Source organism: Enterococcus pingfangensis, assembly GCF_005405205.1.
GTDB lineage: Bacteria > Bacillota > Bacilli > Lactobacillales > Enterococcaceae > Enterococcus_A > Enterococcus_A pingfangensis.
In genome coordinates this window covers 19,909-42,596 of the sequence record NZ_BJDP01000010.1, presented here as the reverse complement: position 1 = coordinate 42,596, position 22,688 = coordinate 19,909, and the positions used below count along the sequence as shown (strand labels likewise).

Below are 22,688 nucleotides of genomic sequence, written 5' to 3'. Positions count from 1 at the left end.
CAGCGCTTGATCCAGATTATTTACTGACTAATAACCAATATTTTAGGACGGATACGAATCACTTGAGCTTTTCAAAAATCGACAGCCACTCTTCAGTAAACACGATCACCGACACAACGAACTGCTGGTTTTCAGGTCGATTGGCTATTTCGTAAAGGATTTTTGCGGCATCAACTTTCGGATATCCATAAATACCGGAACTCAATACAGGCAAAGCGAGTGAATGCAACTTGTATTCATGGGCGAATTGAAAAACTGCTTCGTAAGCTGCAGACAATAAGGCTGCCTCGTTATGCTTCCCGTCGATGTAGCGCGGTCCCACTGCATGGATCACATAAGTCGCCGGCAAAGCAAACGCTGGTGTGATGACTGCACTTCCCACCGCAGTCCCGCCGATTTTTTCCATTGCTTGTTTCAATTCAGGACCCGCCGCGCGATTGAGCGCACCATCTACGCCACCGCCGGGAATCAGTGCCGCATTGGCTGCATTGACGATTGCATCTACTTGAAAATCTAAATGTGCGATATCACCAAGTTTTATTTCGATCATCGTTTTTCGCCCCTTTCATCTCCTTCATTGTAACAAAATCACTCGTTCCAGCAATTAATCCGCCATTTTAATAATAATCTTGCCCTTTGCTCGACCAGATTCAGAATAGTCGAAAGCTTCTTGGATATCAGCTAACGGAATCACGCGATCAATAATTGGGCGAATTTTTCCTGCTTCAATCAGTTTCGTCAATTCTGCTAATTGTTTGCCGTCTGGCCGCATGAAAAGAAAATGATAACCGGCCTGCGCTTTTTTGGCTAAGTGACTAAATTTCCAACTAGCCGCCGCTAAAAGCATCTGTTTCCAAAAAGACAGACCATATTCTTGGGCAAATTTTTTATCAGGAATTCCTGACAAAGTTACGATTTTTCCATTTGGTTTAATGATCTTGAAGGATTTTTCTAAAATTTCGCCACCCATCGTATCGAATACATAGTCATAATCAGAGATGACCTCGTCAAAATTTTCTTTGTGATAGTCGATCACTTGGTCAGCCCCCAATTCTTTTACCCAGGCCGCATTTTTCTCACTCGTCGTGGTCGCTACATACGCGCCAGATACTTTCGCTAACTGGATCGCGATCGTCCCAACTCCGCCTGAACCTGCTTGTATCAATACTTTATCCTTGTCAGTCAGCCCCATGATGTCATACAAAGCTTGATAGCTAGTCAAACCGACTAAAGGAATCGCGGCAGCTTCTTCAAAACTCAAATTTTTCGGCATCAAAGCGATATCTGTTTTTGCGACAGCAATATATTCTGCAAAAGTTCCGATTCGTTCTTTTTGGACACGGCCATAGACCCGATCCCCAATTTTATAATCCGTTACGTTTTGACCAACTTCTGTCACGATCCCTGAAAAATCACTGCCTAAAGTCAGCGGCATTTGATATTTCAACAACAGTTTCATCGCCCCGCTTTTCGTTTTTAGATTGATTGGGTTGATACTCGCCGCCTCGATTTTGACTAAAACGTCATTTTTTTGAATTGTTGGAATTGCCGTTTCTACTAGCTCCACATTTTTTTGCCCGTATTGATGAATCATCGCTGCCTTCATTTATCTACGCCTGCTTTCTGTAAAAAAATTTATCCTGTTTGTGTTTGATCTTTCAATCACTAAGATAATAAGTATTTTTCGGTTCCGTTCATTTGTTTAAATGTTTAAACCATTAATATAAAATGTATCTTAGCCGATTGGAACTCTTTCGTCAACTGCTTTGATCTGCTAAAAAATTGACAAGTTGTTGGATTGATGGTTCAATGGTTTAAAATAACGAACAAAAGAGGCGCAACTATGCACGATCCAAAACAACTACAATATGAATTTTCAGAAGTCAGCGAATTTTTAATAGCATTAGGCGATGAAAAACGCCAAGCGATCATCATTGCGCTGCTAGAAGACAAAGCGTGCGAAGGCTTGCGGGTGACCGATCTGACTGAAGCAACGAAACTTTCTCGTCCAGCAGTCTCTCATCATTTGAAAATTTTGAAACAAGCTAAGCTGATCGATTATCGCAGCGAAGGGACCAAAAATTATTATTACTTATCCCATGATACGACTGAGATCGATAAACTGAAAAACGTACTGACCCTTGTCAGTCAAATCATCGAAAATAATAATTAATTATCCGTGACGAGCCGAGATGTCGCTCTGATTTAAAGAAAGAACGTTATTTAATATTGTCTTCAAAAAAACCTTTAGCCCTCAAAGACTGATTTTTGAGGACTAAAGGTTTTTAATTATTTCTTTCAAACTCTGCTAGAATCGTGCGGACTTCTGCGGTAGTTTTCGTATTCATCAAGCGAACACGCAAATCATTCGCTCCAGGAAATCCTTTGACGTAGATTTTGAAAAAGCGATGCAAACCGACGATAGAACGCGGAACTTGCTCCGCATATTTATCTTGCAGATCAAGCTGCAAGCGTAATAAATCGATCAAATCTTTTGGTGTATGCGGCTGTGGATTTTTTTCAAAGGCATAAGGATTTTTGAAAATCCCGCGTCCAATCATCACACCGTCGACCCCATATTTTTCAGCTAATTCCAGCCCCATCTGACGATCCAAAATATCACCGTTGATCGTGATCAACGTTTGCGGTGCAAGCGCATCGCGCATTTTTATGATTTGAGGAATCAATTCCCAATGAGCCGCTGCTTTGCTCATTTCTTTTCGTGTTCGCAAATGGATCGAAAGGTTGGCGATGTCTTGCTTCAATAAGTGACTGATCCACTGTTCCATTTCAGCCAGCTCAGTAAAGCCGACCCGTGTTTTCACACTGACTGGCAAACCACCCGCTTTCGCCGCGTCAATCAATTCCGCCGCCACTTCAGGACGCAAGATCAAGCCGCTGCCTTTGCCGCGTTCGGCAACATTCGGGACCGGACACCCCATATTCAGATCGATTCCCTTAAATCCCATCTCCGCCAAAGCGATACTCATTTGGCGAAAGAATTCCGGCTTGTCGCCCCAAATATGAGCGACCATCGGCTGTTCATCTTCCGAGAAAGTTAACCGTCCACGGACACTTTCGATTCCTTCCGGATGACAAAAACTATCCGAATTCGTAAACTCCGTAAAAAAAACATCCGGTGCTCCCGCTTCTTTGACAACATGACGAAACACGACATCTGTCACATCTTCCATCGGTGCCAATATAAAAAAGGGCTTCGGCAATTCCGCCCAAAAATTACTTGCCATTATGTATACTTCCTCCTAGTTCAGCACTTTTTACCAAAACAACGCTATTATACTAAGCTTTGAAAGAAGAAGCAAAGCGAAAGATTTCTATTAGAGCCGAACCTGTTTATCTATTTGAAGAGTACCGAGCTAAAAACTTCCGCAATCAATTTTTCCTGATGAAACGACTACACCAATCAAGACTAATCTGCTCTGACAAAAATAGCGACGATTAAAATTGAAAGGATCGTAAATAACACCATCAGCCAAATTTCAGTATAAAAATAGTCTGTAGTAGAAACAATGAGTGATAACCCAATTGGTCCGCCAATCTGGTGTATTGTATTAGTGACGCCGCTGGCAATCCCAGCCATCTTAGCCGGCGCCTCGTGGACTCCTGCTGATGTGACCGGTGCTAAAATCACCCCTTGCCCTAAACCTAAGATCAACATCGGAATAAAAATAGCTCCCCAATAGCCCTTCGTTATGTCGCCGATTGCTAAAATGATCAGACCTAAAGCTAAGATGATCTCTCCAGCAATCAAGACTTTGTTATTCCCAAATTTAGCAGTTAAATAAGGCAATTGCATCGCGATTATAAAGTTGACGATCGTCAGCGGTAAAAATGCCATCCCGGATTGAAAAGCCGAAAAACCAAATTGCCCTTGCAGCATTTGCGGCAAGAAAAACCAAAACGGCAACATCGCCATCATAAATAAAAGCCGCGCGACATACGCACCTGAACGGACACGATTTTTGAATAAGGTCAGCGGTAAAATCGGATACGCGCTTCTGTGTTCCCAATAAACAAAAAGAAATAAAATCAAAACACCGATAATAATCGCAGCCCAATTTGTTTCAGTAAAGCCAAAAATAATACCAACCAAACCTAAGATCGATAAAATACTTCCAATAAAATCGATCTTTTCTTTCTTCGTCTGTGAATTCTCTATATATTTTACCGTCAAGAAAATCAAAACAAGCGTGAAGGGAACATTGATCAAAAAACCTGCCCGCCAAGAAATCAAACTTGTCAGACCGCCACCGATCAATAAACCGACACTTGAGCCGATCCCTGCCGTAGCTCCATAATATGAAATTGCTTTTTGCCGCATCTTATTTTTATAGGCATCCATGATCAAAGCAAGTGTCGTCGGCGCGATGATCGAGCTGCCGATTCCTTGAAATGCCCGCATGAGGATCATCATCGTTGCATTTTGGGATAATCCGATCGCTAGCGAACTGAGACCAAAAATAGTTAATCCCACTAAGAAAACCCGTTTTCTTCCCAACAGATCTGATAACCGTCCGCTCAATAAAAGAAACCCGCCAAAAGTCAGCGTATACGCGCTCGATACCCACGAAAGTGCCGCCGCCGATAAGTTTAGACTCTGCCCAATCTGGACCGAGCTGGTAAAAATGATCGAATTATCCATTAAGATCAAAAAATAAGCCAGTAGTGTTACTGGTAAAACGATTCCGAATTTCTGTTTACTCAATTTATTACCTTCTTTAAATGATTATTGCTGCTGGATCTCTTTCAACCAAGCATCAATTTTATTTGAAACTTTATTCTTTTCATTTCCTTTGATGGCTAATAAAACACCCTTCGTTTCTTCGCCGCCTTTGATCGAAATTCCTTCAAGAACGTCGGCTCCGTTTGTACCCTTTTCGATTTGACTAAAAACCGATCCGACACCATAGCCTCCATGCGTGTTGAAAGGAACGACCGTTTTTCCTGCGAAATCATATTCTGACAGAAATGCCGTAACGGCTTGCGGCAAAGCCATATTCCATGTTGGCGCGCCGATAAAAATCCGATCATAGCTGTCAAAGTGCGCAACGTTTGTTTTTAATTCCGGCACTATCTGCTCCGTTTGTTCTTGTTCATTTTGAGCAACTTCTTCTTGATAATTCGCAGGTCTCGCCTCTTTCGTTTCTATTTGGACCAAATCTCCACCAACTTTTTCTTGGATCAGCTCCGCAACAGCTTTTGTATTTCCAGTCCGTGAGTAATACACGATTAATGTTTTTGAATTTTTCATAGTCGGCTCCTTTTCATTCGTATTGCGCACAATTGCAGCACCGATAAAAACAGCGATCAATGCACCGATCGTTGTCAGTATTACTATAATTCTTTTCATTGAATCACTCCTCTTACTGACACGTGAAAAAGACTGTGACAGGTCCAAAATGAGCGCTGCCACAGCCTTGCTGACGATTTCTGCGTGCTGAATAATCTATCTGATAATCAAATAAGCGAACTTAATAAAAATCAGGTTTGGCTTTATTTTCAGAACCAGGTTCCCAAAGCCCGATACTTGCTCGGCGGTCATTTCGTTTACCGGTAATATTATCGACAACAAACTGCGCGATTGCTCGTCTAGTAATCTGTGCTCCTAAAAACGGTTCTCCTTTAGGACTTGCAACATAGTCACTGCGCTTGCCGTCATAAAGCCACGTCATTCGCATATAGGTATAATCCAAATCACTTGCTTCCAGCGCTTCGACCCCTCGGTTATGAGCGATAGTACCGCCCATCATTCGACTGTTCCAAGCCGCAAATGGTTCAGCCACTTCACCATAGACACTTAGTACGCCAGCTTGAATGATCCGCTTCACGCCAGTTTTATGCATCGCCTCGATCACTACTTCTGTTATTTTTTTATTATCAAAATTCATATAAACGATCTCTTGATTTTGCATGGCAGCAGCTAACTCTGACAAGTTGCTAGCGTCGCCGGAAATTTTAGTGACATTGGTATACGGCAAACGCTCCGCATTTCGCCCAAATAATGTTAAATTCACTTCCTGCTCTTGCAAAGCGGGAATCAACACTTCAGGGATCTGCCCACCCGCGCCAATAATAAGTATATTCATTCGTTTCTTCCTTTCGCAAAATTTTTCTAATCAGGAAATCGTGAAAAGAAATCCTGAACCGATTTCCTATTTTTCTGTGTCCAACATCCGATCCATGAACCACTCAACTTGTTGCGGTGCATCGTGATCGAAAAAGGCTGATTCTTTCATATCTAAGTTAGTTATTTTTTCAATATCTGCTTTTGATAATTCAAAATCAAAGATATCAATATTTTCAGCCATACGCTCCGAATGAACCGATTTTGCTAAAGCGACGATCCCGCGCTGCATCAACCAACGCAATACTATTTGACCGACTGTTTTTCCATATTGTGCGCCGATTTCCGCTAAAACAGGATTTTTGAACAATTCATGACGCCCTTCAGCAAACGGTGCCCACGCTTCGATTTGTACATCATATTTTTCATGCCATTCTTGATCTTCTAACCGTTGATTCCAAGGATTTACCTCGATTTGATTGATTTGCGGTTTCACTTCATTTAATCCTGCAAATTCAATCATTTTCGCTGACTTGAAGTTTGAGATTCCGATTGCACGCAATTTCCCGGCTTTTTGAGCCGCGACCATTGCGCGCCATGCACCATAAATATCTCCATACGGTTGATGGATCAAATACAGATCCAAATAGTCCAGCCCCATTACATGCAACGATTGTTCAATTGTTTCAGCCGCTTTCTCTTCTGGCGCTTGTAAAATAAATAGTTTAGACGTCACAAATAATTCTGCTCGTGTCACTAATCCTTCAGCAATCGCGCGTTTGATTCCCTCGCCCGTTTCTTTTTCATTCCCATAAATCGACGCAGTGTCGATCAAACGATAGCCGACTTTGATTGCTTGATAAACGGCTTCCGCTGTTTCTTCCAATGAAATTTGGTAAACTCCGAATCCTAATTGCGGCATTTCAACACCATTGTTTAATTTGATTGTTTGCATTTAAATTTCCTCCTCTTTCGATTACATGTTTCATCCTAAACCTTGAAGTCCACTCCATAGCAAGAGAAATGTTTTATTTTTTTCGTTCCCATAATTTTTCAATTTTATCAGGCGTCATTTCTCCAGCTTTAAATTTTGCGATATGATCGTCATAAGTATCGATTTTATAGACCAATAAATCTCTGACTTCCTGCATTTCAGCCAATTTTTTATCCAACTCATCCAACTGATCTGATAAAATCTGTTTTTGAGCCTCTTCCACATTTTGCGTTTCCCGCAATTGTGCCAACTGCGCAAACTCAATCAACGATTCAACCGATAATCCCGCATTCCGTAAATTTTTAGCCAAGTAGATCCAATTCAAATCATTCGTCAGATAATCGCGATAGCCGCTAGCGTTTCGACTCACCGGTGGAATCACACCCACTCTTTCGTAATAACGCAGTGTATCCACACTTAAATCAAACATTTCAGCCGCTTTTTTGATATTCATTAAAAATCCCCCCTTACTTCTCGACTATACTAAACCATGGAGTTAACTCAAGGGCAAGAAAAAAGACACCCCCTGAGAAAGAAAGTGTCTGGAATGATTGTATATAAAGAGATATTGATGCTTTAAGAGCTGGAAGAGTTCGCTATCAACACTGCAATAACGGTATCTATTCAAAGAATCACGGCAGAAGTAATATTGACAAAAATAGCAGCCTTATAAAGCAGACTAAAAGTGTCCATCTTTTTATTACTATGAGAAGATGGACAAATACAAATTTTATGGTCTCTCAAATTATGGTGGATAAAGTATTAAATGCATTCGATAATCAGAAAAGCGCTGAAGGAAAGATGATTACTATTTTTCACATTCCAGGTAAACTAAATCCATTGATTCAACAGTATAAAGTTCAATAAAAAGAGCAATCGAATTTGAAATTGAATAAACTAAGGAACGATTACTCTGTACCACCTTTGATGACAAAGGAAATACCAATCAAAGACATCATAAAAACCACGCCCATGCGGTACCCTACAAACTACGACATAAGGCTCAACCTTGGCAAGACAATCTAATATTACACTTGAACAGATTTCAGAAGCGCTAACTCATAGTGATACGAATGTCACCAGAACTTACGTAAATACACCAAACATCATTCAAATGCCTGTTGGTGAAATTGCGTATCGCAAACTAGCTCAAAATGTTGCAGACTGGAATGGTGTCAACAGTGGTGTCAACTCAAAAAAAGACGCTTCGCAAAATGAATTGCGAAACACCTGAAAATGTTGATATATAAGGATATATTAACGTTTTGAGAATTGTGATGCTTTACGGGCTTTTTTAAGACCTGGTTTTTTACGTTCAACCATACGTGAATCACGTGTAAGTAATCCAGCGCGTTTTAATGGTGTACGGAAATCAGGATCTACTTCTAATAAAGCACGTGAGATACCGTGACGGATAGCGCCGGCTTGACCTGCGTAACCTCCGCCGTTTACGTTTACGAATACATCGTATGAACCAGCTGTTTCAGTAACGCCAAATGGTTGGTTGATTACTAAACGTAGGTCAGCATGTGGGATATATTCTGCAACGTCTTTTTTATTTACAGTAATTTTACCAGTTCCTGGTACTAAACGTACGCGAGCAACTGCATTTTTACGACGGCCTGTGCCGCTATATTGAACTTGTGCCAATGAATTTCCCTCCTATTAAATTAAGTTTGTGATGTCTAAGACTTCTGGTTGTTGTGCTGCATGTGGATGTTCTGCTCCACCGTATACGTGAAGTTTCATGCCTTGAGCGCGGCCTAAAGTGTTTTTAGGAAGCATACCTTTAACAGAAGTTTCGACCAAGCGGCGAGAATTTTTAGCACGTAATTCGCCTGCTGAGATTGATTTCAATCCACCAGGGAAGTTTGAGTGACGGTAGTAAATTTTGTCTGTTGCTTTCTTACCTGTTAATTTGATTTGATCTGCATTGATTACAATTACAAAATCACCAGTATCTAAATGTGGTGTGAATGTTGGTTTATTTTTTCCGCGTAGTACAGATGCAACAACTGTTGAAAGACGTCCTAAAGGAACATCAGTTGCGTCTACTACGTACCATTTACGTTCTACTTCGTTTGGCTTAGCCATATATGTTGTACGCACGTTTTTTTCCTCCAATTTCAATTTCGAATGTTTGACAAACACTTGAGTTTCCGGGGCTCTCATGGGGCAAACAATACCATTTACCATGATACTTGCAAAGCCCTGCCCTGTCAATGTTTTTCTCTTTGAAAACAGAAACAATTTTCATTCCGTAATCTTTTTCCTACTATTCATAATAGATAGTGATTTGATGGATAAAATGAATAAAGAAACGTAAATTCAAATTATTTTGCATAAATATTTAAAAAATGCTTGCTTTTTGTATTTTACGGTGCTAATATAGCCTCAACACATTAAGTTAGAATTTAATGAAAAAGTAATAAGGGAGTAATCAGGATGAAAGAAAAAGTGATTTTAGCATATTCAGGCGGTTTAGATACTTCAGTTTCAATTAAATGGCTCGTTGACGAAGGGTATGACGTCATCGCCTGCTGTTTAGATATTGGCGAAGGCCGCGATACCGAATTTATCAAAAATAAAGCATTACAAGTTGGCGCTAGCGAATCTTACGCGATCGATGCTCGGGAAGAATTCTCACAAGATTTCGTATTAGTTGCCTTGCAAGGAAATACTTACTACGAAAATTCTTATCCATTGGTTTCAGCGTTGTCGCGTCCGTTGATTTCAAAGAAATTAGTGGAACTTGCGCATCAGACAGGTGCAACAACAATCGCTCACGGCTGTACGGGTAAAGGAAACGACCAAGTTCGTTTTGAAGTTTCCATCGCTGCACTTGATCCAAACTTGAAGATCATTGCGCCGGTTCGTGAATGGAAATGGTCACGGGAAGAAGAAATCAATTATGCGGCTGAAAAAGGTGTACCTATCCCCGCTGATTTAGACAATCCTTATTCGATCGACCAAAACTTATGGGGACGTGCTTGCGAATGCGGGATCTTGGAAGATCCTTGGGCTACACCGCCAGCAGGTGCTTACGCGATCACTGCAGAATTAGAAGATACACCGGATAAACCAACACACGTTGAAATTACCTTTGAAAAAGGTGTGCCAACGGAATTAGATGGTGAAAAATTATCATTAGCAGCATTGATTATGAAATTGAATACTATTGCAGGTGTTCATGGAATCGGCAGAATCGATCACATCGAAAATCGGCTGGTAGGAATCAAATCACGGGAAGTTTACGAGTGTCCGGGTGCTGAAGTATTATTGAAAGCTCATAAAGAGTTGGAAGATTTGACTTTTGTTCGCGAAATGGCGCATTTCAAACCAATCATCGAACAACAACTTGGTCAAATGATCTATGACGGTCTATGGTTCAATCCAACGATGGATGCCTTGATCGCTTTCTTGAAACAATCGCAAGAAGTCGTAAACGGCGTGTTGCGTGTGAAATTATTCAAAGGCAACGTAATCGTTGAAGGACGTAAATCTGACAACAGTTTATACAATGAAAATCTTGCAACTTACACTTCTGCTGATACCTTCGATCAAGATGCGGCAGTCGGCTTCATCAAACTATGGGGTCTGCCAACAAAAGTAAACGCGGAAGTTCAAGCAGAAAATAAACAACCAAGTATCTAGGATCGGCTAAACAGATTTATTTGTTCAGTCGGATATTGAAAAAGCGCAAGATGAACCAGATGTGAGGCGGCTTTTACTTGCCGGTAAATAAGGCCGTCCGGTTTCACATCTTGCCATTGCTCTTAGGAGAGTTTCTTTTCCGGTGAGGAAATAAGGAAACCAGCAATGTTTTCATCCTGAGGTATCTGAGAAGATGCCTCCTCCTTAAAAGAAAAACTGCGCGGGCTCCTGCTGATCTGCAACATTCGCAGAAAAGCGAGCCGGCAAGTCTATAGGATTGATACGTTAAGGCAAAAAGGACCGTTGCGACGGTCTTTTTTGCTAAAATTATAAATAAAAGCGAGGATAAAACGATGGCAAAATTATGGGGCGGACGTTTTGACGGAAAAAATGAAGCTTGGATCGACGCATTCGGTGCCTCGATTCCATTTGATCAACAATTAGCTAAACAAGATCTCATCGGCAGTTTGGCCCATGTCAAAATGCTTGGTGCAACAGGGATCATTACAGAAGCAGAAGCGCAGCAGATTTCAGCTGGCTTAGAAATACTGGCACAAAAAGCGGCCAATCATGAATTAACTTTTACGATTGAAAATGAAGACATTCATTTGAATTTAGAAAAAATGCTCCACGACGAAATCGGACCTGTAGCCGGCAAACTCCACACTGCCCGCAGCCGAAATGATCAAGTTGCCACCGATATGCATTTATATTTGAAGGAACATTTGAAAGAGATCATTGAAAAAGTCCAACATTTCAGAACCGTCTTAGTCGCTAAGGCGGAAGAACATATCGAAACGATCATGCCGGGATATACCCATCTGCAGCATGCTCAACCGATTTCCTTTGGTCATCACTTGATGGCGTATTATGGAATGTTGACGCGTGATCAGGCTCGGCTGGAAGAAAGTCTCAAACGAGTGGATATCTCTCCTTTAGGCTGTGCCGCTTTAGCCGGAACGACTTTTCCGATTGATCGGCAAATGACCGCAGACGAATTAGGTTTCGCTGATCTTTATATGAACAGTCTTGACGGCGTCAGCGATCGCGATTTCATTCTTGAATTTTTAAGCAACAGCTCGATCTTGATGATGCATCTGTCACGTTTTTGCGAAGAAATCATCTTGTGGTGCAGTCATGAATTTAAATTCGTTGAACTGACTGATACTTTTTCTACCGGCAGCTCGATCATGCCGCAGAAAAAAAATCCGGACATGGCGGAATTGATCCGCGGAAAATCAGGCCGTGTTTTTGGTGATTTGATGGGCCTGTTGACCGTTATCAAAGGCTTGCCGTTGGCGTATAACAAAGATCTGCAAGAAGACAAAGAAGGCATGTTCGACACCGTCCATACAGTAGCAACAAGTTTAGACATCATGGCTGGAATGATCGCGACTATGAAAGTCAACACCCAGACTATGCATGACGCAACCGAAAAAGATTTCTCAAACGCAACAGAATTAGCCGATTACTTGGCGACCAAAGGCATCCCCTTCCGCCAAGCTCACGAAATCGTCGGAAAATTGGTTTTGGATTGTACGCTAAAAGGCATTTATTTACAAGATGTGCCGCTAGAAGAATACCAAGCCCTCAATCCCGTGATCGAAGCAGATATTTACGACACATTGGCATCTAAAACAGCGGTCACTCGCCGGCACTCATTAGGCGGAACCGGCTTCGATCAAGTCAAAAAACAAATTCAACTGGCAAAAGCAGAACTATAACTGCAAATCAAAATAAATACACTGCGAAAAACATCATTGACAAAGAAACCGGCTACCCTTCACGGATAGTCGGTTTTTCTTATAGATTGGTATAAACAGGGGTTGCCGTTTCTTTTAATACGGCATTCAATTCTTCGATGTTTCGCTTGCCTTCTTCCGATAACCAAGCAATTGCTTGTTCTTCGCCCTCAGTTACAAAGGACTCCACACCATTGGCCCAAGTTGCCCGGCCGCATAGCACACCGTTAAAGGTTGAACCTGATTGTTTCGCAAAGCGTAATGTTTCCTGGAATAACTCCGCACTGACACCCGCGCTTAAGAAAATAAATGGCTGCTTAGTCGCTTCTGATTGCTCTTTGAAGTAGGCGGCTGCTTCGGCTTGACTACAGATAATTTCTTGACCATACCCTTCAACAAAGTTCATATTTACTGGAACTTCTACCTTCAAAACATCAACTTGATAACGATCTTTCGAAAATTCCCGCATCGCTTCAATCACTTTTCGTGGCTTCACTTTTGCGTAGTCTAATGATGTCACATCGGTAATTTCTGCGTCATAGGAAACGATTTCTAAGAAGAAAGGAATATCTTCCGCTGTACACTCTGAGCCAATTCGTTCCATATAGGCTTGTTTTTGTTCATTGATTTCTTTCGGTTCATCAACATCATAATATAGTAAGAATTTGCAGGCATCTCCACCCGCTTCTTTCAAGCGTTTCACCGACCAATCATTTAGCACATCTGGCAAACGACCAGGAGTTGTTGCATCATAACCGGTTTTTTCATAGGCTAAAAGCAGTCCACAATCTTTGTCGCGAACGCCAGCCGCCGGCACTCCATACTCTGGGTCCAGCAAAATCGCGGACGCATAAGGCGTCAATTGTTGAGAAACCAGCTCTTTGAACTTGATCATATCTGTTGTGGTCGCTTCTTTGTATTTACCGATCATTTTCTTCAAAGCGCCGCGCTGATCAATCGCTAAAGCACCGATGATTCCTTCTTCATTGGTTATTTGATTTAAATAGTTCTTTTTTCCTACACTAATTGTCTTCATTCATTCTCACCTATTTTTTCGTTTAGTAATGTTGCGATTTCTTTCTTCGATCGCGCTGCTTTTAACTGTTCCGTCACTTCGTTTCGCATTAGTAAACGTGCGACTGCTGATAATAATTTCAAATGAGTCGTTCCCGCTTCTGAATCTGGAATAAACAGTGCAATAACAAAGTTAATCAACTGACCGTCTAAGCTATTCCATTCGATTCCTTGCTCCAGCGTAACGATGACAATGCTTGGTTCGCTGATCGATTGATCTTTCGCATGCGGAATCGAAAAGCCGTCCATCATTCCTGTAGTGCCCTCGTTTTCACGTTCGACTAATTTTTGATAAACTTGATGTTCATCTGTTGAAATCGCTAAATGCTTGGCTTGTTTGACCAAAAATTCAAATACTTCTTTTTGGGTAGTCAATGTTTGCTTTAAAAAGATGTTCTCTTCTTGAATAATTCCCATTATGGATTCCTCTCTATTCCGCAACTGCCGATTTGTCTGCTTGTTCGGCACTCGCTTTCTTCTCTTTAGCAGCGACACTGCTCTTTTGGATAAAGCCTAAAATGACGCCACCCACAATCGAGCCAATCAGAATCGAAAGAACCCATTGGAATTTACCCGTTACGACTGGTAATACCAGGAACCCGCCATGGGGCGCTGGTACTTGGACGCCGAACATGTAAGTTAAGACCGCCGCGATTGATGAGCCTAGCATCATTGTTGGCAATACTCGAATCGGATCTTTTGCGGCAAATGGGATCGCCCCTTCAGTAATATGGGTTGAGCCTAAAATGAAGTTGACTAAACCAGCATTGCGGTCATTTGTATCGAAATATTTTCCAAAGAATAATGTCGCGAATCCTGTAATCAATGGCGGTGCGATACACGCTGCAGAAACTCCTGCCATAAAGGTTGTATTTCCTTGCGCCAATAATGCCGTTCCGGTCACATAAGCGGCTTTGTTAATCGGTCCACCCATATCAAAAAGGCACACATACAACCAACAATCACGCCTAGAACAAATAGATTTGAATGTTCAAATCCAGCTAAGAAACTCATCATACCTTCGTTGACTGACTGCCTTCATCGGTCCTGCCAATAAAGACATTACGACCCCGATAATAGCCACACCAATGACTGGATATAAGAAAATGGCTTTTAATCCATCTAATTGTTTTGGTAAAACATCTAAGACTTTTTGTAAGAATAGAATGAAATAACCCGCTAAGAAACCTACCAAAATACCACCTAAGAATCCGGTACCGCCATTCATCGCGACGATTCCGCCGCCAAAACCAACGACTAAACCTGGATGTTTCGCGATTCATTCAGCAATATCAGCCGCCAAAACTGGAACCATCCTCCCCATCGCCGCATCTCCAAAGGCTTTTAGCATCGCTGCTGCCGTCGAGTTGTATTGCGCATTATCTGGATCAAAAGAATAAATGCCCTAAACAGCAATGAGATTGCGATCAATACCCCGCCGGCCACTACGAAGGGTAGCATGTGAGAAACACCGTTCATAAAATTTTTATAAATGCTGCGACCAAAACTGCTTTTATTCCCTGTCTCTTGCTCCAAGGCCTCAACTGCTTTATTTTCTGAAGCAATCGACCCTTTTCCTGCTAACGCATCGTCGATCAAACGTTCTGCATCCTTGATCCCCGTGCTAACCGAAACATCGATAATCCGTTTCCCAGCAAACTGTTCCGGATGAACGTCTCTATCGGCCGCAATAATGACGGCATCTGCATTTTTGATCTCTTCGGCTGTTAATTCATTTTCAACTCCGATTTGCCATGTGTTTCTACTTTGATCGTGACACCCGTTTTCTTAGCAGTTTGTTCTAAAGTCTCTTGCGCCATATAGGTGTGGGCGATCCCTGTTGGGCAACCTGTTGCTGCGATTAATTGATAATTTCCCATGCTTTTACCCTCTCTTCTTTGATTTCAATTTGTTTACTCAACTCTTCTACATCCGAAAAATCGGTCAATCCTTTGCGAAAAGCCGTCGAACTCCCCGCTGCCAAGCTTTTTCGCAATGTATCCTCCAGCGGCTGATTAGTCAAATAGCCGGCCAAGAACGTTCCTAATAGCGTATCTCCGGCACAAGCTGTGTTGACTACTTTCCCTTTTGGCGAATTTCCTCGAATGATCTTACCCTGGGTAAAAAAGATGCCGCCTTCTCCGCCAAGTGACAACAACACATTTTTCGCACCCGCTTCCAGCAATTGCTGCCCATAAAACAAATAGGCTTCTTCCGTATCAATCACTTGTCCAAACCAAGATTCCAATTCCTCTTCATTCGGCTTCAATAAAAACGGCCGATAAGGTAAACAGTCCATGACTTCCTGGCAACTGCTGTCAATGACCAAATGAACTCCGCGCTCGTGACAAATCCGACTAATAGCAACAAGAATTTTCGGCTCTACTCCTCGAGGCAAACTTCCTGAGATACAGAGATAGTCGCCTGGCTGCAATCCTTTGATTTGATCTAAAAAGTCTTGAACCTTTTCGGGCGATATTTCAGGTCCCTGATTGACTAGTTTATATTCCTCCCCTGTTTGATTGACTTGAGTGAACACATTGATGCGAGTCATCCCAGGAACTTCAATAAAATCAGTGCTGATTATTTTTTCCTGTAAATAATCTTCTATATAATTACCTGTAAACCCTGCACGAAATCCTAATGCAGTGGTGGCGACTCCCAGCATTTTTAATACAAGCGAGACATTCACGCCTTTTCCATTTGCTTGGATATCATCATCCTTCGTTCGATTTACTGTAGAAGGATTCATGGTGTCTGTTTCAATGAATAGATCAATCGCTAAATTCATGGTGCATGTATAGATAGACATAAGTGATGACCTCCTTTGAACTTATTATGGGACATTCGACACCAAAAAGGTTTTCATGTTTAGGGATTTTCGTGAAAAGCTTTACATCTTTTCACGAAACATGATACTTTTTAACTAGTGATACATTGAAAGAAGGTTTATGAGGCAATGGAACATAAATTAAGCGATACTGAACAATACCTCTGGGATTTTATTGAAAGTCATATTCTTGAGATCCCTAATTACTCCATCGTCAAACTTAGTGAACTAGCCAATGTTTCGACAGCGACGATCGTTCGTACGATGAAAAAGAAAGGCTACGAAGGATTCACTGCTTTTAAGCATCATTTAAAGGAGCAAGAAAATAAGAATATCAACTTTTCTTCATTAGATAAGGTCGATACAGGCATTCGGCGAGCGATTCTAAAAAATGAACAAGAGGTCGTTCGAACCATCAACATGATGAAAATCGGAAATATTGAAGACGCGATCCAAAAGATCAAGTTCGCTGAGCGGGTGATTATTTTTGCGCGAGGGTTTTCAGAAATGATTGGTCAGGAAATGATGGTGAAGTTCCAATTGACCGGCAAAAATTGTCAGATGCACACCGATCCGGAGATTATTAAGAATATCAGTCGAAAACTAACGAAGCGCGACATCGTCATTTTTATTTCTCTAAACGGCGAGACGAAGGAACTCGTCATTGCAGCGAAGAACTGTTACGACGCGGAGATTGGTTCGATTCTATTAACGGCGAACAATTCCTCTAGTCTGATGACTTATTGTGAAATTGCTTTGGTTGGTTTCAAATCTGAAGGTTCCTATTTTCCTGATTACGAGGTGCGCTCACGATTGCCGTTGCAAATCATCGCGAGAATTTTACTCGACTCCTACGCTTTACGTGTCACTGATACTTGATAAATACCTTGTTCCATCAAGAGGAAATATGACTTTTAGGTATAAATAGTCTGTATTGACAACATTCCTCCAGATAAAATAGAAACGGAGTGAACCTATGAATCAAAAACTAAAAGAAAATATTTCTGAATCGTTGTCGGCCGTTTTGCCGATTACAATTACTGTTTTAGTCATCAGTGTTTTTTTAGTCCCAATGGAGATTGGGACGTTTGCTATGTTCTTAGTAGGCGCTGTGATGCTGATCTTCGGAATGGGCTTCTTTCAATTAGGCACCGAAATATCAATGACTCCTCTTGGCGAAGGGATCGGCGTCCAACTTTCAAAAAGCAAAAAAATCATTTTGTTGATCCTCAGTGTTTTTATTATCGGAGCGGTTATTACGATTGCCGAGCCTGATCTGCAAGTATTAGCGGATCAGATGCCGGCGATTCCTAGTAATTTATTAGTCTGGATTGTAGCGGTTGGCGTTGGAATTTGCTTGCCGCTCGCGGTCTTGCGGATCTTATTTAAGATCAATTTATCGCTGCTATTAATGATACTGTATTTTATTGTGATTTTGCTTTCTTTTCTGACGCCCAATGATTTCGTCCCAGTCGCTTTTGACTCCGGCGGCGCAACTACTGGGCCAATTACTGTGCCGTTTATTTTGGCTTTAGGTGTCGGGATCGCTTCTGTGCGAAGTGATAAAAATGCTTCTGACGACAGCTTTGGCTTAGTGGCGATTTCCAGTGTCGGACCTATTTTAGCGGTTTTGCTGCTGGGAATTTTCTTTCGTCCAACTGACACGCCTTATACCCCAGTTGAATTTCTGCATGTAGCGACTACCCAAGATGTCATGCACGAATTTATGTTGGAACTGCCCCACTACGCAAAAGAAGTTGCCATTTCGATCCTACCGATTGGTTTGCTTTTTTTGATTTTCCAGCTAGTCAGTCGCCGCTATCATCATCGACAATCTGTCCGTATGATCATTGGATTTCTCTATACTTACATAGGACTCGTCCTTTTTTTGACGGGAGTCAGTATCGGCTTTGCGCCTGTCGGCAGTCTGCTGGGCAGCGAACTGGCTGCCAGTAAATACAAATGGTTATTGATTCCGATTGGAATGCTGATTGGCTACTTTATCGTAAAAGCAGAGCCGGCGATCCAAGTTTTAAATCATCAAGTCGATAATGTTACCGGCGGCTCGATTGCAGCTTCCTCCATGAACGCTTGTCTTTCGATCGGAGTTGCAATCAGTGTCGGGCTAGCGATGTTGCGGGCGATCACAGGTATCAGTATTTACTGGATCATCATTCCTGGGTATCTTATTGCGCTGCTGCTTTCCCGATTCGTCCCTAAGATTTTTATCGGTATCGCTTTTGACTCTGGCGGTGTTGCCAGCGGACCTATGACGAGCACGTTTTTGCTGCCGCTTTGTATCGGCGTTAGTGAATCTCTCGGCGGCAATATCATGGCGGATGCTTTCGGCGTAGTCGCACTTGTCGCATTGACCCCGTTGATCGCCGTTCAAATCATGGGGCTCATTTATAAGAGAAAGGCTGCTGTGGCTTTGCGAAATGCTGTTTTAGCAAGTGAAGATCTTAATGAGATCGAAGAATGGGAGGATTCGGATGATGTATAAGTCGGCAATTCGAATGGTAGTAGTGATCGTCAGTCACAAAGATATGGAAAAGGCGCATTCTATTTTTACTGCACAAAATGCTCCCATCCAATATTCCTGTATTGGTGAAGGAACCGCCACTAATGAGATCCTCGACTTTTTAGGCTTGGGCGTATCTGAAAAAGCGCTTCTTTTTTGTCCAGTGTTAAAAACCCAAGTTCCTGATCTGTTCAAAGCCCTTACGAAAGGTCTAAATCTCCATAAACCCAATAGAGGCTGCGCCTTCACTTTTCCTATTTCTGGGGCAAGTTCTTATATTACGAAAATCTTAGCGTCGAAGATACCTGAAGCTGATCAAAAACATGATGAGAGAGAGGAAAGTCCGATGATCCATGAAGCAAAACATAGTTTGCTGATAGTTACCATCAACCAAGGATTCAGCGAGGAGGTCATGACAGCAGCAACCGCCGCTGGTGCAGCTGGCGGAACGGTCGTCCACGCTCGCCGCCTAGACTCGCAAGAAACCATGAAAAAATGGGGCATCAGTATTCAGCCAGAAAAAGAGATGGTTTATATCTTAGTGGAACAAGACAAAAAAACCGCCATTATGAAAGCAATCAGCGAACAATGCGGCCTGCTGAGTGAAGCCCAAGGTATCCTCTTGTCGATCCCAGTCGATGGAGTCCTTGGCTTAAATACGAATACACTTTTGTAAATATGCAAAAAAAGAAGCGCTTATCACTAACGATAGGCGCTTCTTTGGTTAAATTTTATGCATCGATTTCTGGTGCTTTTCCTAAATGAGCTTGAATCATCCAGATCCGTTTTTCTGTTGCTGTTTTAAATCCGATGAAGATATCTTGTGTTGGATCGTCGCCTTCTTCACCAGATACTTCGATCCCTTTTTGATAAAGGTCTGCCAAGTAACGATAACCGTCAACAAGTGTTGCTAAGCGTTCTTCCATCGAACGGTCCCAACGACCAGTTTCATCTGGAAGTTTTGTTTGTTCAGCCATTTCACGTAATGTTGAATATGGAGAACCGTCTAATGTGATCAAACGTTCTGAGATCTCATCTAATTGATCATTTACGTCATCCATGAAATCATCCATCATTGGGTGCAATGTCAAGAAACCAGGACCACGCATATACCAATGTGTTTGGTGAATAATCATAGACATTTGACTTAAATCTGCTACTAGTTGGTTTAAGACTTCTTTTGTTTTTTCAAATTTCATTCCTTCATACCTCCTAATTTTTTTGCTCCATTAAAAGCATAATACAATTATGCTAAAAGTACAAAGAAAACGCTGGAAAATCACGGCTTTCTCGTACCTTATTGAAAAGGTGGTGAGAACGATTCGACAGTTTATTTTCGGTACGATCATTGGGTCTTTTTTAGCTGTCCTCTGTGTCCGGCTTCCGCGAAATGAATCCCTGCTTTATCCGCCATCTCACTGTGATTTTTGCGGACAGCGATTGCGTCCAAGTGAAATGATCCCTTTGATCTCTGCTTTGCGCCAAAAATTTCGCTGTTCCTATTGTCAGCAAAAATTTTCTCCACGCAGTTTTGGGCTGGAACTCTTTTGCGGGGTCCTCTGTTTGATCTTTTTACAAGATTTTCAGTGGCTCAAACTTTGGCACTTATTTTGGTTATTGAGTACTGTAGTTTTAGCGGTAATCGACTGGGATCACTTAATTGTCGAAAGCAAAATTTTTTGGAGTACCGGATTGCTCTTACTACTCAGCGGTTTTTTGCTAGTTCCAATCCATTGGCTGCAGCCACTGATCATTTGCAGCTTCTTTTATCTCAGTCAAAAAATACTCCCAAACAGTTTAGGTTTAGGAGATCTTTGGGTCGTCGGCTTGTGGAGCTTATTTTTGACTGGGTATGAACTGCTGCAACTGTTGTTCCTTGCTTCTATCAGCGGTTTGCTTTTTTTCGCTTATCAAAAATTTCGCAAAAAAACTCCCGAACGACTGCCTTTTCTGCCCTTTTTATTTATTGGACTTTTGATCATCCTCTTGAAAAATCTTTAAGCTTGCCAATGCTGACGGATGAAGCCTTTGCGCCCGGAGCCTTCACTGTAAGCCGCATAATGTTCAGGATTTTTACGATAAAATGCCTGATGGTATTCTTCTGCAGGATAAAAAACTTGGACCGGTTCGATTGCTGTAACGATTGGCTCGCTAAAGCGCCGACTCGTCTGCAATTGTTGCTTCGATGCTTCCGCTGCTGCTTTTTGTTCTGAAGAAGCATAAAAAATCACCGGACGATAAGAATCTCCGCGATCAGCAAATTGACCGAACGCATCAGTAGGATCTGTTTGTTGCCAATAAATATCGACTAATTGCCGATAAGAGATCACCGTCGGATCAAATGTGATCTCGACTGCTTCGGTGTGCCCAGTCGTTCCGCTGCAAACTTCTTCATAGGTCGGATTCAGCACATGACCGCCAGTATAGCCCGAAACGACTTGTTTGATTCCAGGCATTTGATCGAAGGGTTTCACCATACACCAAAAACAGCCGCCGGCAAAAATTGCTCTTTCTTCTGTCATACAAAAGCCTCCTTTTAATTTCATCATAACGATTATTTAGAAAATTGAAACCAATCTGCTCAGTCAGTTGCACAAAAAAGAGAGCAGCCCACTCATCGGCTCCTCTCTTGTTCTTAATAATTATTTTCGTCAATCGGATAAATGATATTCCCATAGCCGGTGTAATCGTAATGGGTTCCCGTACTGATTTCATCCACATCACTGTCGTCAAAAAACAATTGATTCTCATCATCTTCATCTAAATTCGGCAGTTTTTTCTTTGTCGGCAGCTCCAACTGTTTCTTCAGACTATTTTGTTCTTCTAATAAAGAATTCAGCCCTAAGATTTGGAAATAAATATCGTTGATCATCTCGCCTTGCCCTTTTACTTGCCTTTGCTTGATCGTTTCGGCTGCAGGCGTGTAATTTTTTACGATCAACAGCATCTCGCTCCAACTAAGATCAGTCTGGACGTAATCTTCTATGGCTCTCAGATATTTTTTATACTTGGTAACAGAATCAACGGAAAGGATCTTCTGGATGATTTTTGTTAAAATCTCCCGTTGCCGCGCTTGGCGACCTACATCGCCTTTTGGATCTTCGTGGCGCATCCGTACATACTCTAGCGCGTGTTTGCCATCTAAAGTTTGTTTCCCTTTTTTCACGTGGACACCGTCCAAAGTAAAAGCGATCTTATTATCGACTTCGATTCCACCAACCGCATCGACCAAAGTTCTCAAACCTTTCATATTGATCTCTACATAATGATCCACCGGAACATTCGTCATTGTTTGGACGGATTCGATCGCCATCTTAGTTCCGCCTAGTGAATAAGCCGCGTTCAATTTATCATAATACGTATCGCCTTTTGCAACGTAATTATTCTCGTCACCTTTGTAACCGACAATTTGTGTATAAATATCACGATCCAAACTAGTCAGCAACGTCTGCTTCTTTTTCGGATTGATCGTTACTAACATCATGGAATCGGAACGACCTTGATCCGTTCGCCCTTTATCACCAGTATCGGTCCCCATCAATAAAATCGAAAACGGCTCCCCGCTTTTTAAGTCGACAGAATCGGTTCGGGTATTCTTATAGTTGATTTTTTTAGTCATTTTACTGATTGCCTGATCCACATCATTGTTCACTTTTAACAAATACACAGTCGTTGCTCCGACTAACAATACGATGATTCCTACGACGATCAAGATGATTTTCTTTGCTCTGCTCATGTAGCACCTCAAAAATTTTTACATATTACTAGGATAGTTTCTTTCATTTTCT

Annotated in this window: 24 protein-coding genes and 1 pseudogene; 8 read left to right on the top strand and 17 right to left on the bottom strand. The window is 41.8% G+C overall.

Annotation, left to right across the window (positions count from 1 at the left end; translation table 11 throughout):
- Positions 1-58 precede the first annotated feature (58 nt).
- Positions 59-550, bottom strand: a complete 492-nt coding sequence (locus tag FFM63_RS07355) for a macro domain-containing protein (protein WP_137609661.1) — start codon at positions 548-550, stop codon at positions 59-61.
- A 54-nt stretch (positions 551-604) separates the two neighbouring features.
- The gene (locus FFM63_RS07350; RefSeq protein ID WP_137609660.1) at positions 605-1,606 is read right to left on the bottom strand and encodes an NADP-dependent oxidoreductase; all 1,002 of its coding nucleotides are present in this window, start codon (positions 1,604-1,606) and stop codon (positions 605-607) included.
- A 237-nt stretch (positions 1,607-1,843) separates the two neighbouring features.
- On the opposite strand from FFM63_RS07350, the gene FFM63_RS07345 reads away from it, so the two are divergent.
- The gene (locus FFM63_RS07345; RefSeq protein WP_137609659.1) at positions 1,844-2,173 is read left to right on the top strand and encodes an ArsR/SmtB family transcription factor; all 330 of its coding nucleotides are present in this window, start codon (positions 1,844-1,846) and stop codon (positions 2,171-2,173) included.
- A gap of 112 nt (positions 2,174-2,285) precedes the next feature.
- Here the strand turns inward: FFM63_RS07345 and FFM63_RS07340 are convergent, their stop codons facing one another.
- The 6 genes from FFM63_RS07340 to FFM63_RS07315 all read right to left on the bottom strand — a co-directional run bounded on the left by FFM63_RS07340 (position 2,286) and on the right by FFM63_RS07315 (position 7,533).
- On the bottom strand, positions 2,286-3,248 hold the full coding sequence (locus FFM63_RS07340) for a tRNA dihydrouridine synthase (RefSeq protein WP_137609658.1): 963 nt from the start codon (positions 3,246-3,248) through the stop codon (positions 2,286-2,288).
- A gap of 182 nt (positions 3,249-3,430) precedes the next feature.
- Positions 3,431-4,726, bottom strand: a complete 1,296-nt coding sequence (locus FFM63_RS07335) for an MFS transporter (RefSeq protein ID WP_137609657.1) — start codon at positions 4,724-4,726, stop codon at positions 3,431-3,433.
- Positions 4,727-4,747: 21 nt separating this feature from the next.
- On the bottom strand, positions 4,748-5,371 hold the full coding sequence (locus FFM63_RS07330) for a flavodoxin (protein WP_307723006.1): 624 nt from the start codon (positions 5,369-5,371) through the stop codon (positions 4,748-4,750).
- A gap of 121 nt (positions 5,372-5,492) precedes the next feature.
- Positions 5,493-6,107 (bottom strand): NAD(P)H-binding protein, encoded by a 615-nt coding sequence (locus FFM63_RS07325; protein ID WP_137609656.1) that lies wholly within the window; start codon positions 6,105-6,107, stop codon positions 5,493-5,495.
- Between the two features lie 66 nt (positions 6,108-6,173).
- Positions 6,174-7,040 (bottom strand): aldo/keto reductase, encoded by an 867-nt coding sequence (locus tag FFM63_RS07320; RefSeq protein ID WP_137609655.1) that lies wholly within the window; start codon positions 7,038-7,040, stop codon positions 6,174-6,176.
- Between the two features lie 73 nt (positions 7,041-7,113).
- Entirely contained in the window at positions 7,114-7,533 is a 420-nt protein-coding gene (locus FFM63_RS07315; protein WP_137609654.1) for a MerR family transcriptional regulator, read from the bottom strand.
- 555 nt (positions 7,534-8,088) lie between these two features.
- Between FFM63_RS07315 and FFM63_RS07310 the strand changes: the two genes are divergently transcribed.
- Positions 8,089-8,313 carry a hypothetical protein gene (locus tag FFM63_RS07310; RefSeq protein ID WP_212741173.1) on the top strand — a complete coding sequence of 75 codons (225 nt, stop codon included), beginning with the start codon at positions 8,089-8,091 and terminating at the stop codon, positions 8,311-8,313.
- Positions 8,314-8,336: 23 nt separating this feature from the next.
- Here FFM63_RS07310 and rpsI read toward each other — a convergent pair whose 3' ends face one another.
- On the bottom strand, positions 8,337-8,729 hold the full coding sequence (rpsI, locus tag FFM63_RS07305; RefSeq protein ID WP_137609653.1) for a 30S ribosomal protein S9: 393 nt from the start codon (positions 8,727-8,729) through the stop codon (positions 8,337-8,339).
- Between the two features lie 15 nt (positions 8,730-8,744).
- Positions 8,745-9,173, bottom strand: a complete 429-nt coding sequence (rplM, locus tag FFM63_RS07300; protein ID WP_307723007.1) for a 50S ribosomal protein L13 — start codon at positions 9,171-9,173, stop codon at positions 8,745-8,747.
- 351 nt (positions 9,174-9,524) lie between these two features.
- Here rplM and FFM63_RS07295 point away from each other — a divergent pair, with 351 nt between their 5' ends.
- Both FFM63_RS07295 and argH read left to right on the top strand, forming a co-directional pair.
- Entirely contained in the window at positions 9,525-10,733 is a 1,209-nt protein-coding gene (locus FFM63_RS07295; RefSeq protein WP_137609651.1) for an argininosuccinate synthase, read from the top strand.
- A 353-nt stretch (positions 10,734-11,086) separates the two neighbouring features.
- Positions 11,087-12,457 carry an argininosuccinate lyase gene (gene argH / locus FFM63_RS07290; protein WP_137609650.1) on the top strand — a complete coding sequence of 457 codons (1,371 nt, stop codon included), beginning with the start codon at positions 11,087-11,089 and terminating at the stop codon, positions 12,455-12,457.
- A 79-nt stretch (positions 12,458-12,536) separates the two neighbouring features.
- Here the strand turns inward: argH and lacD are convergent, their stop codons facing one another.
- From lacD to pfkB, 4 genes and pseudogenes are all read right to left on the bottom strand, one after another.
- On the bottom strand, positions 12,537-13,511 hold the full coding sequence (gene lacD / locus FFM63_RS07285; protein WP_137609649.1) for a tagatose-bisphosphate aldolase: 975 nt from the start codon (positions 13,509-13,511) through the stop codon (positions 12,537-12,539).
- Positions 13,508-13,966 carry a fructose PTS transporter subunit IIA gene (locus tag FFM63_RS07280; RefSeq protein WP_137609648.1) on the bottom strand — a complete coding sequence of 153 codons (459 nt, stop codon included), beginning with the start codon at positions 13,964-13,966 and terminating at the stop codon, positions 13,508-13,510. The genes lacD and FFM63_RS07280 overlap by 4 nt, the downstream gene beginning before the upstream one ends.
- A gap of 13 nt (positions 13,967-13,979) precedes the next feature.
- Positions 13,980-15,429: pseudogene (locus FFM63_RS07275) on the bottom strand (PTS fructose transporter subunit IIC).
- Complete coding sequence (gene pfkB, locus FFM63_RS07270) at positions 15,411-16,361, bottom strand: 1-phosphofructokinase (protein ID WP_137609647.1); 951 nt, start codon at positions 16,359-16,361, stop codon at positions 15,411-15,413. Before pfkB ends, FFM63_RS07275 begins: the two are co-directional and overlap by 19 nt.
- 147 nt (positions 16,362-16,508) lie before the next feature.
- Here pfkB and FFM63_RS07265 point away from each other — a divergent pair, with 147 nt between their 5' ends.
- The 3 genes from FFM63_RS07265 to FFM63_RS07255 all read left to right on the top strand — a co-directional run bounded on the left by FFM63_RS07265 (position 16,509) and on the right by FFM63_RS07255 (position 19,576).
- Complete coding sequence (locus tag FFM63_RS07265) at positions 16,509-17,258, top strand: MurR/RpiR family transcriptional regulator (protein ID WP_137609646.1); 750 nt, start codon at positions 16,509-16,511, stop codon at positions 17,256-17,258.
- Positions 17,259-17,355: 97 nt separating this feature from the next.
- Positions 17,356-18,882, top strand: coding sequence for a DUF1538 domain-containing protein (locus FFM63_RS07260; protein WP_137609645.1), 1,527 nt, complete (start codon positions 17,356-17,358; stop codon positions 18,880-18,882).
- Positions 18,872-19,576: a transposase gene (locus tag FFM63_RS07255; protein WP_137609644.1), complete on the top strand. Its 705-nt coding sequence runs from the start codon at positions 18,872-18,874 to the stop codon at positions 19,574-19,576. The genes FFM63_RS07260 and FFM63_RS07255 overlap by 11 nt, the downstream gene beginning before the upstream one ends.
- Before the next feature lie 55 nt (positions 19,577-19,631).
- On the opposite strand, the gene FFM63_RS07250 is transcribed toward FFM63_RS07255, so the two are convergent.
- Positions 19,632-20,099 (bottom strand): Dps family protein, encoded by a 468-nt coding sequence (locus tag FFM63_RS07250; RefSeq protein ID WP_137609643.1) that lies wholly within the window; start codon positions 20,097-20,099, stop codon positions 19,632-19,634.
- A 49-nt stretch (positions 20,100-20,148) separates the two neighbouring features.
- Between FFM63_RS07250 and FFM63_RS07245 the strand changes: the two genes are divergently transcribed.
- Entirely contained in the window at positions 20,149-20,901 is a 753-nt protein-coding gene (locus tag FFM63_RS07245; RefSeq protein ID WP_137609642.1) for a prepilin peptidase, read from the top strand.
- Here the strand turns inward: FFM63_RS07245 and msrA are convergent.
- Complete coding sequence (gene msrA / locus FFM63_RS07240) at positions 20,898-21,422, bottom strand: peptide-methionine (S)-S-oxide reductase MsrA (RefSeq protein ID WP_137609641.1); 525 nt, start codon at positions 21,420-21,422, stop codon at positions 20,898-20,900. The genes FFM63_RS07245 and msrA overlap by 4 nt on opposite strands.
- A 113-nt stretch (positions 21,423-21,535) precedes the next feature.
- Complete coding sequence (locus FFM63_RS07235) at positions 21,536-22,636, bottom strand: LCP family glycopolymer transferase (RefSeq protein WP_137609640.1); 1,101 nt, start codon at positions 22,634-22,636, stop codon at positions 21,536-21,538.
- Between the last annotated feature and the right edge of the window lie 52 nt (positions 22,637-22,688).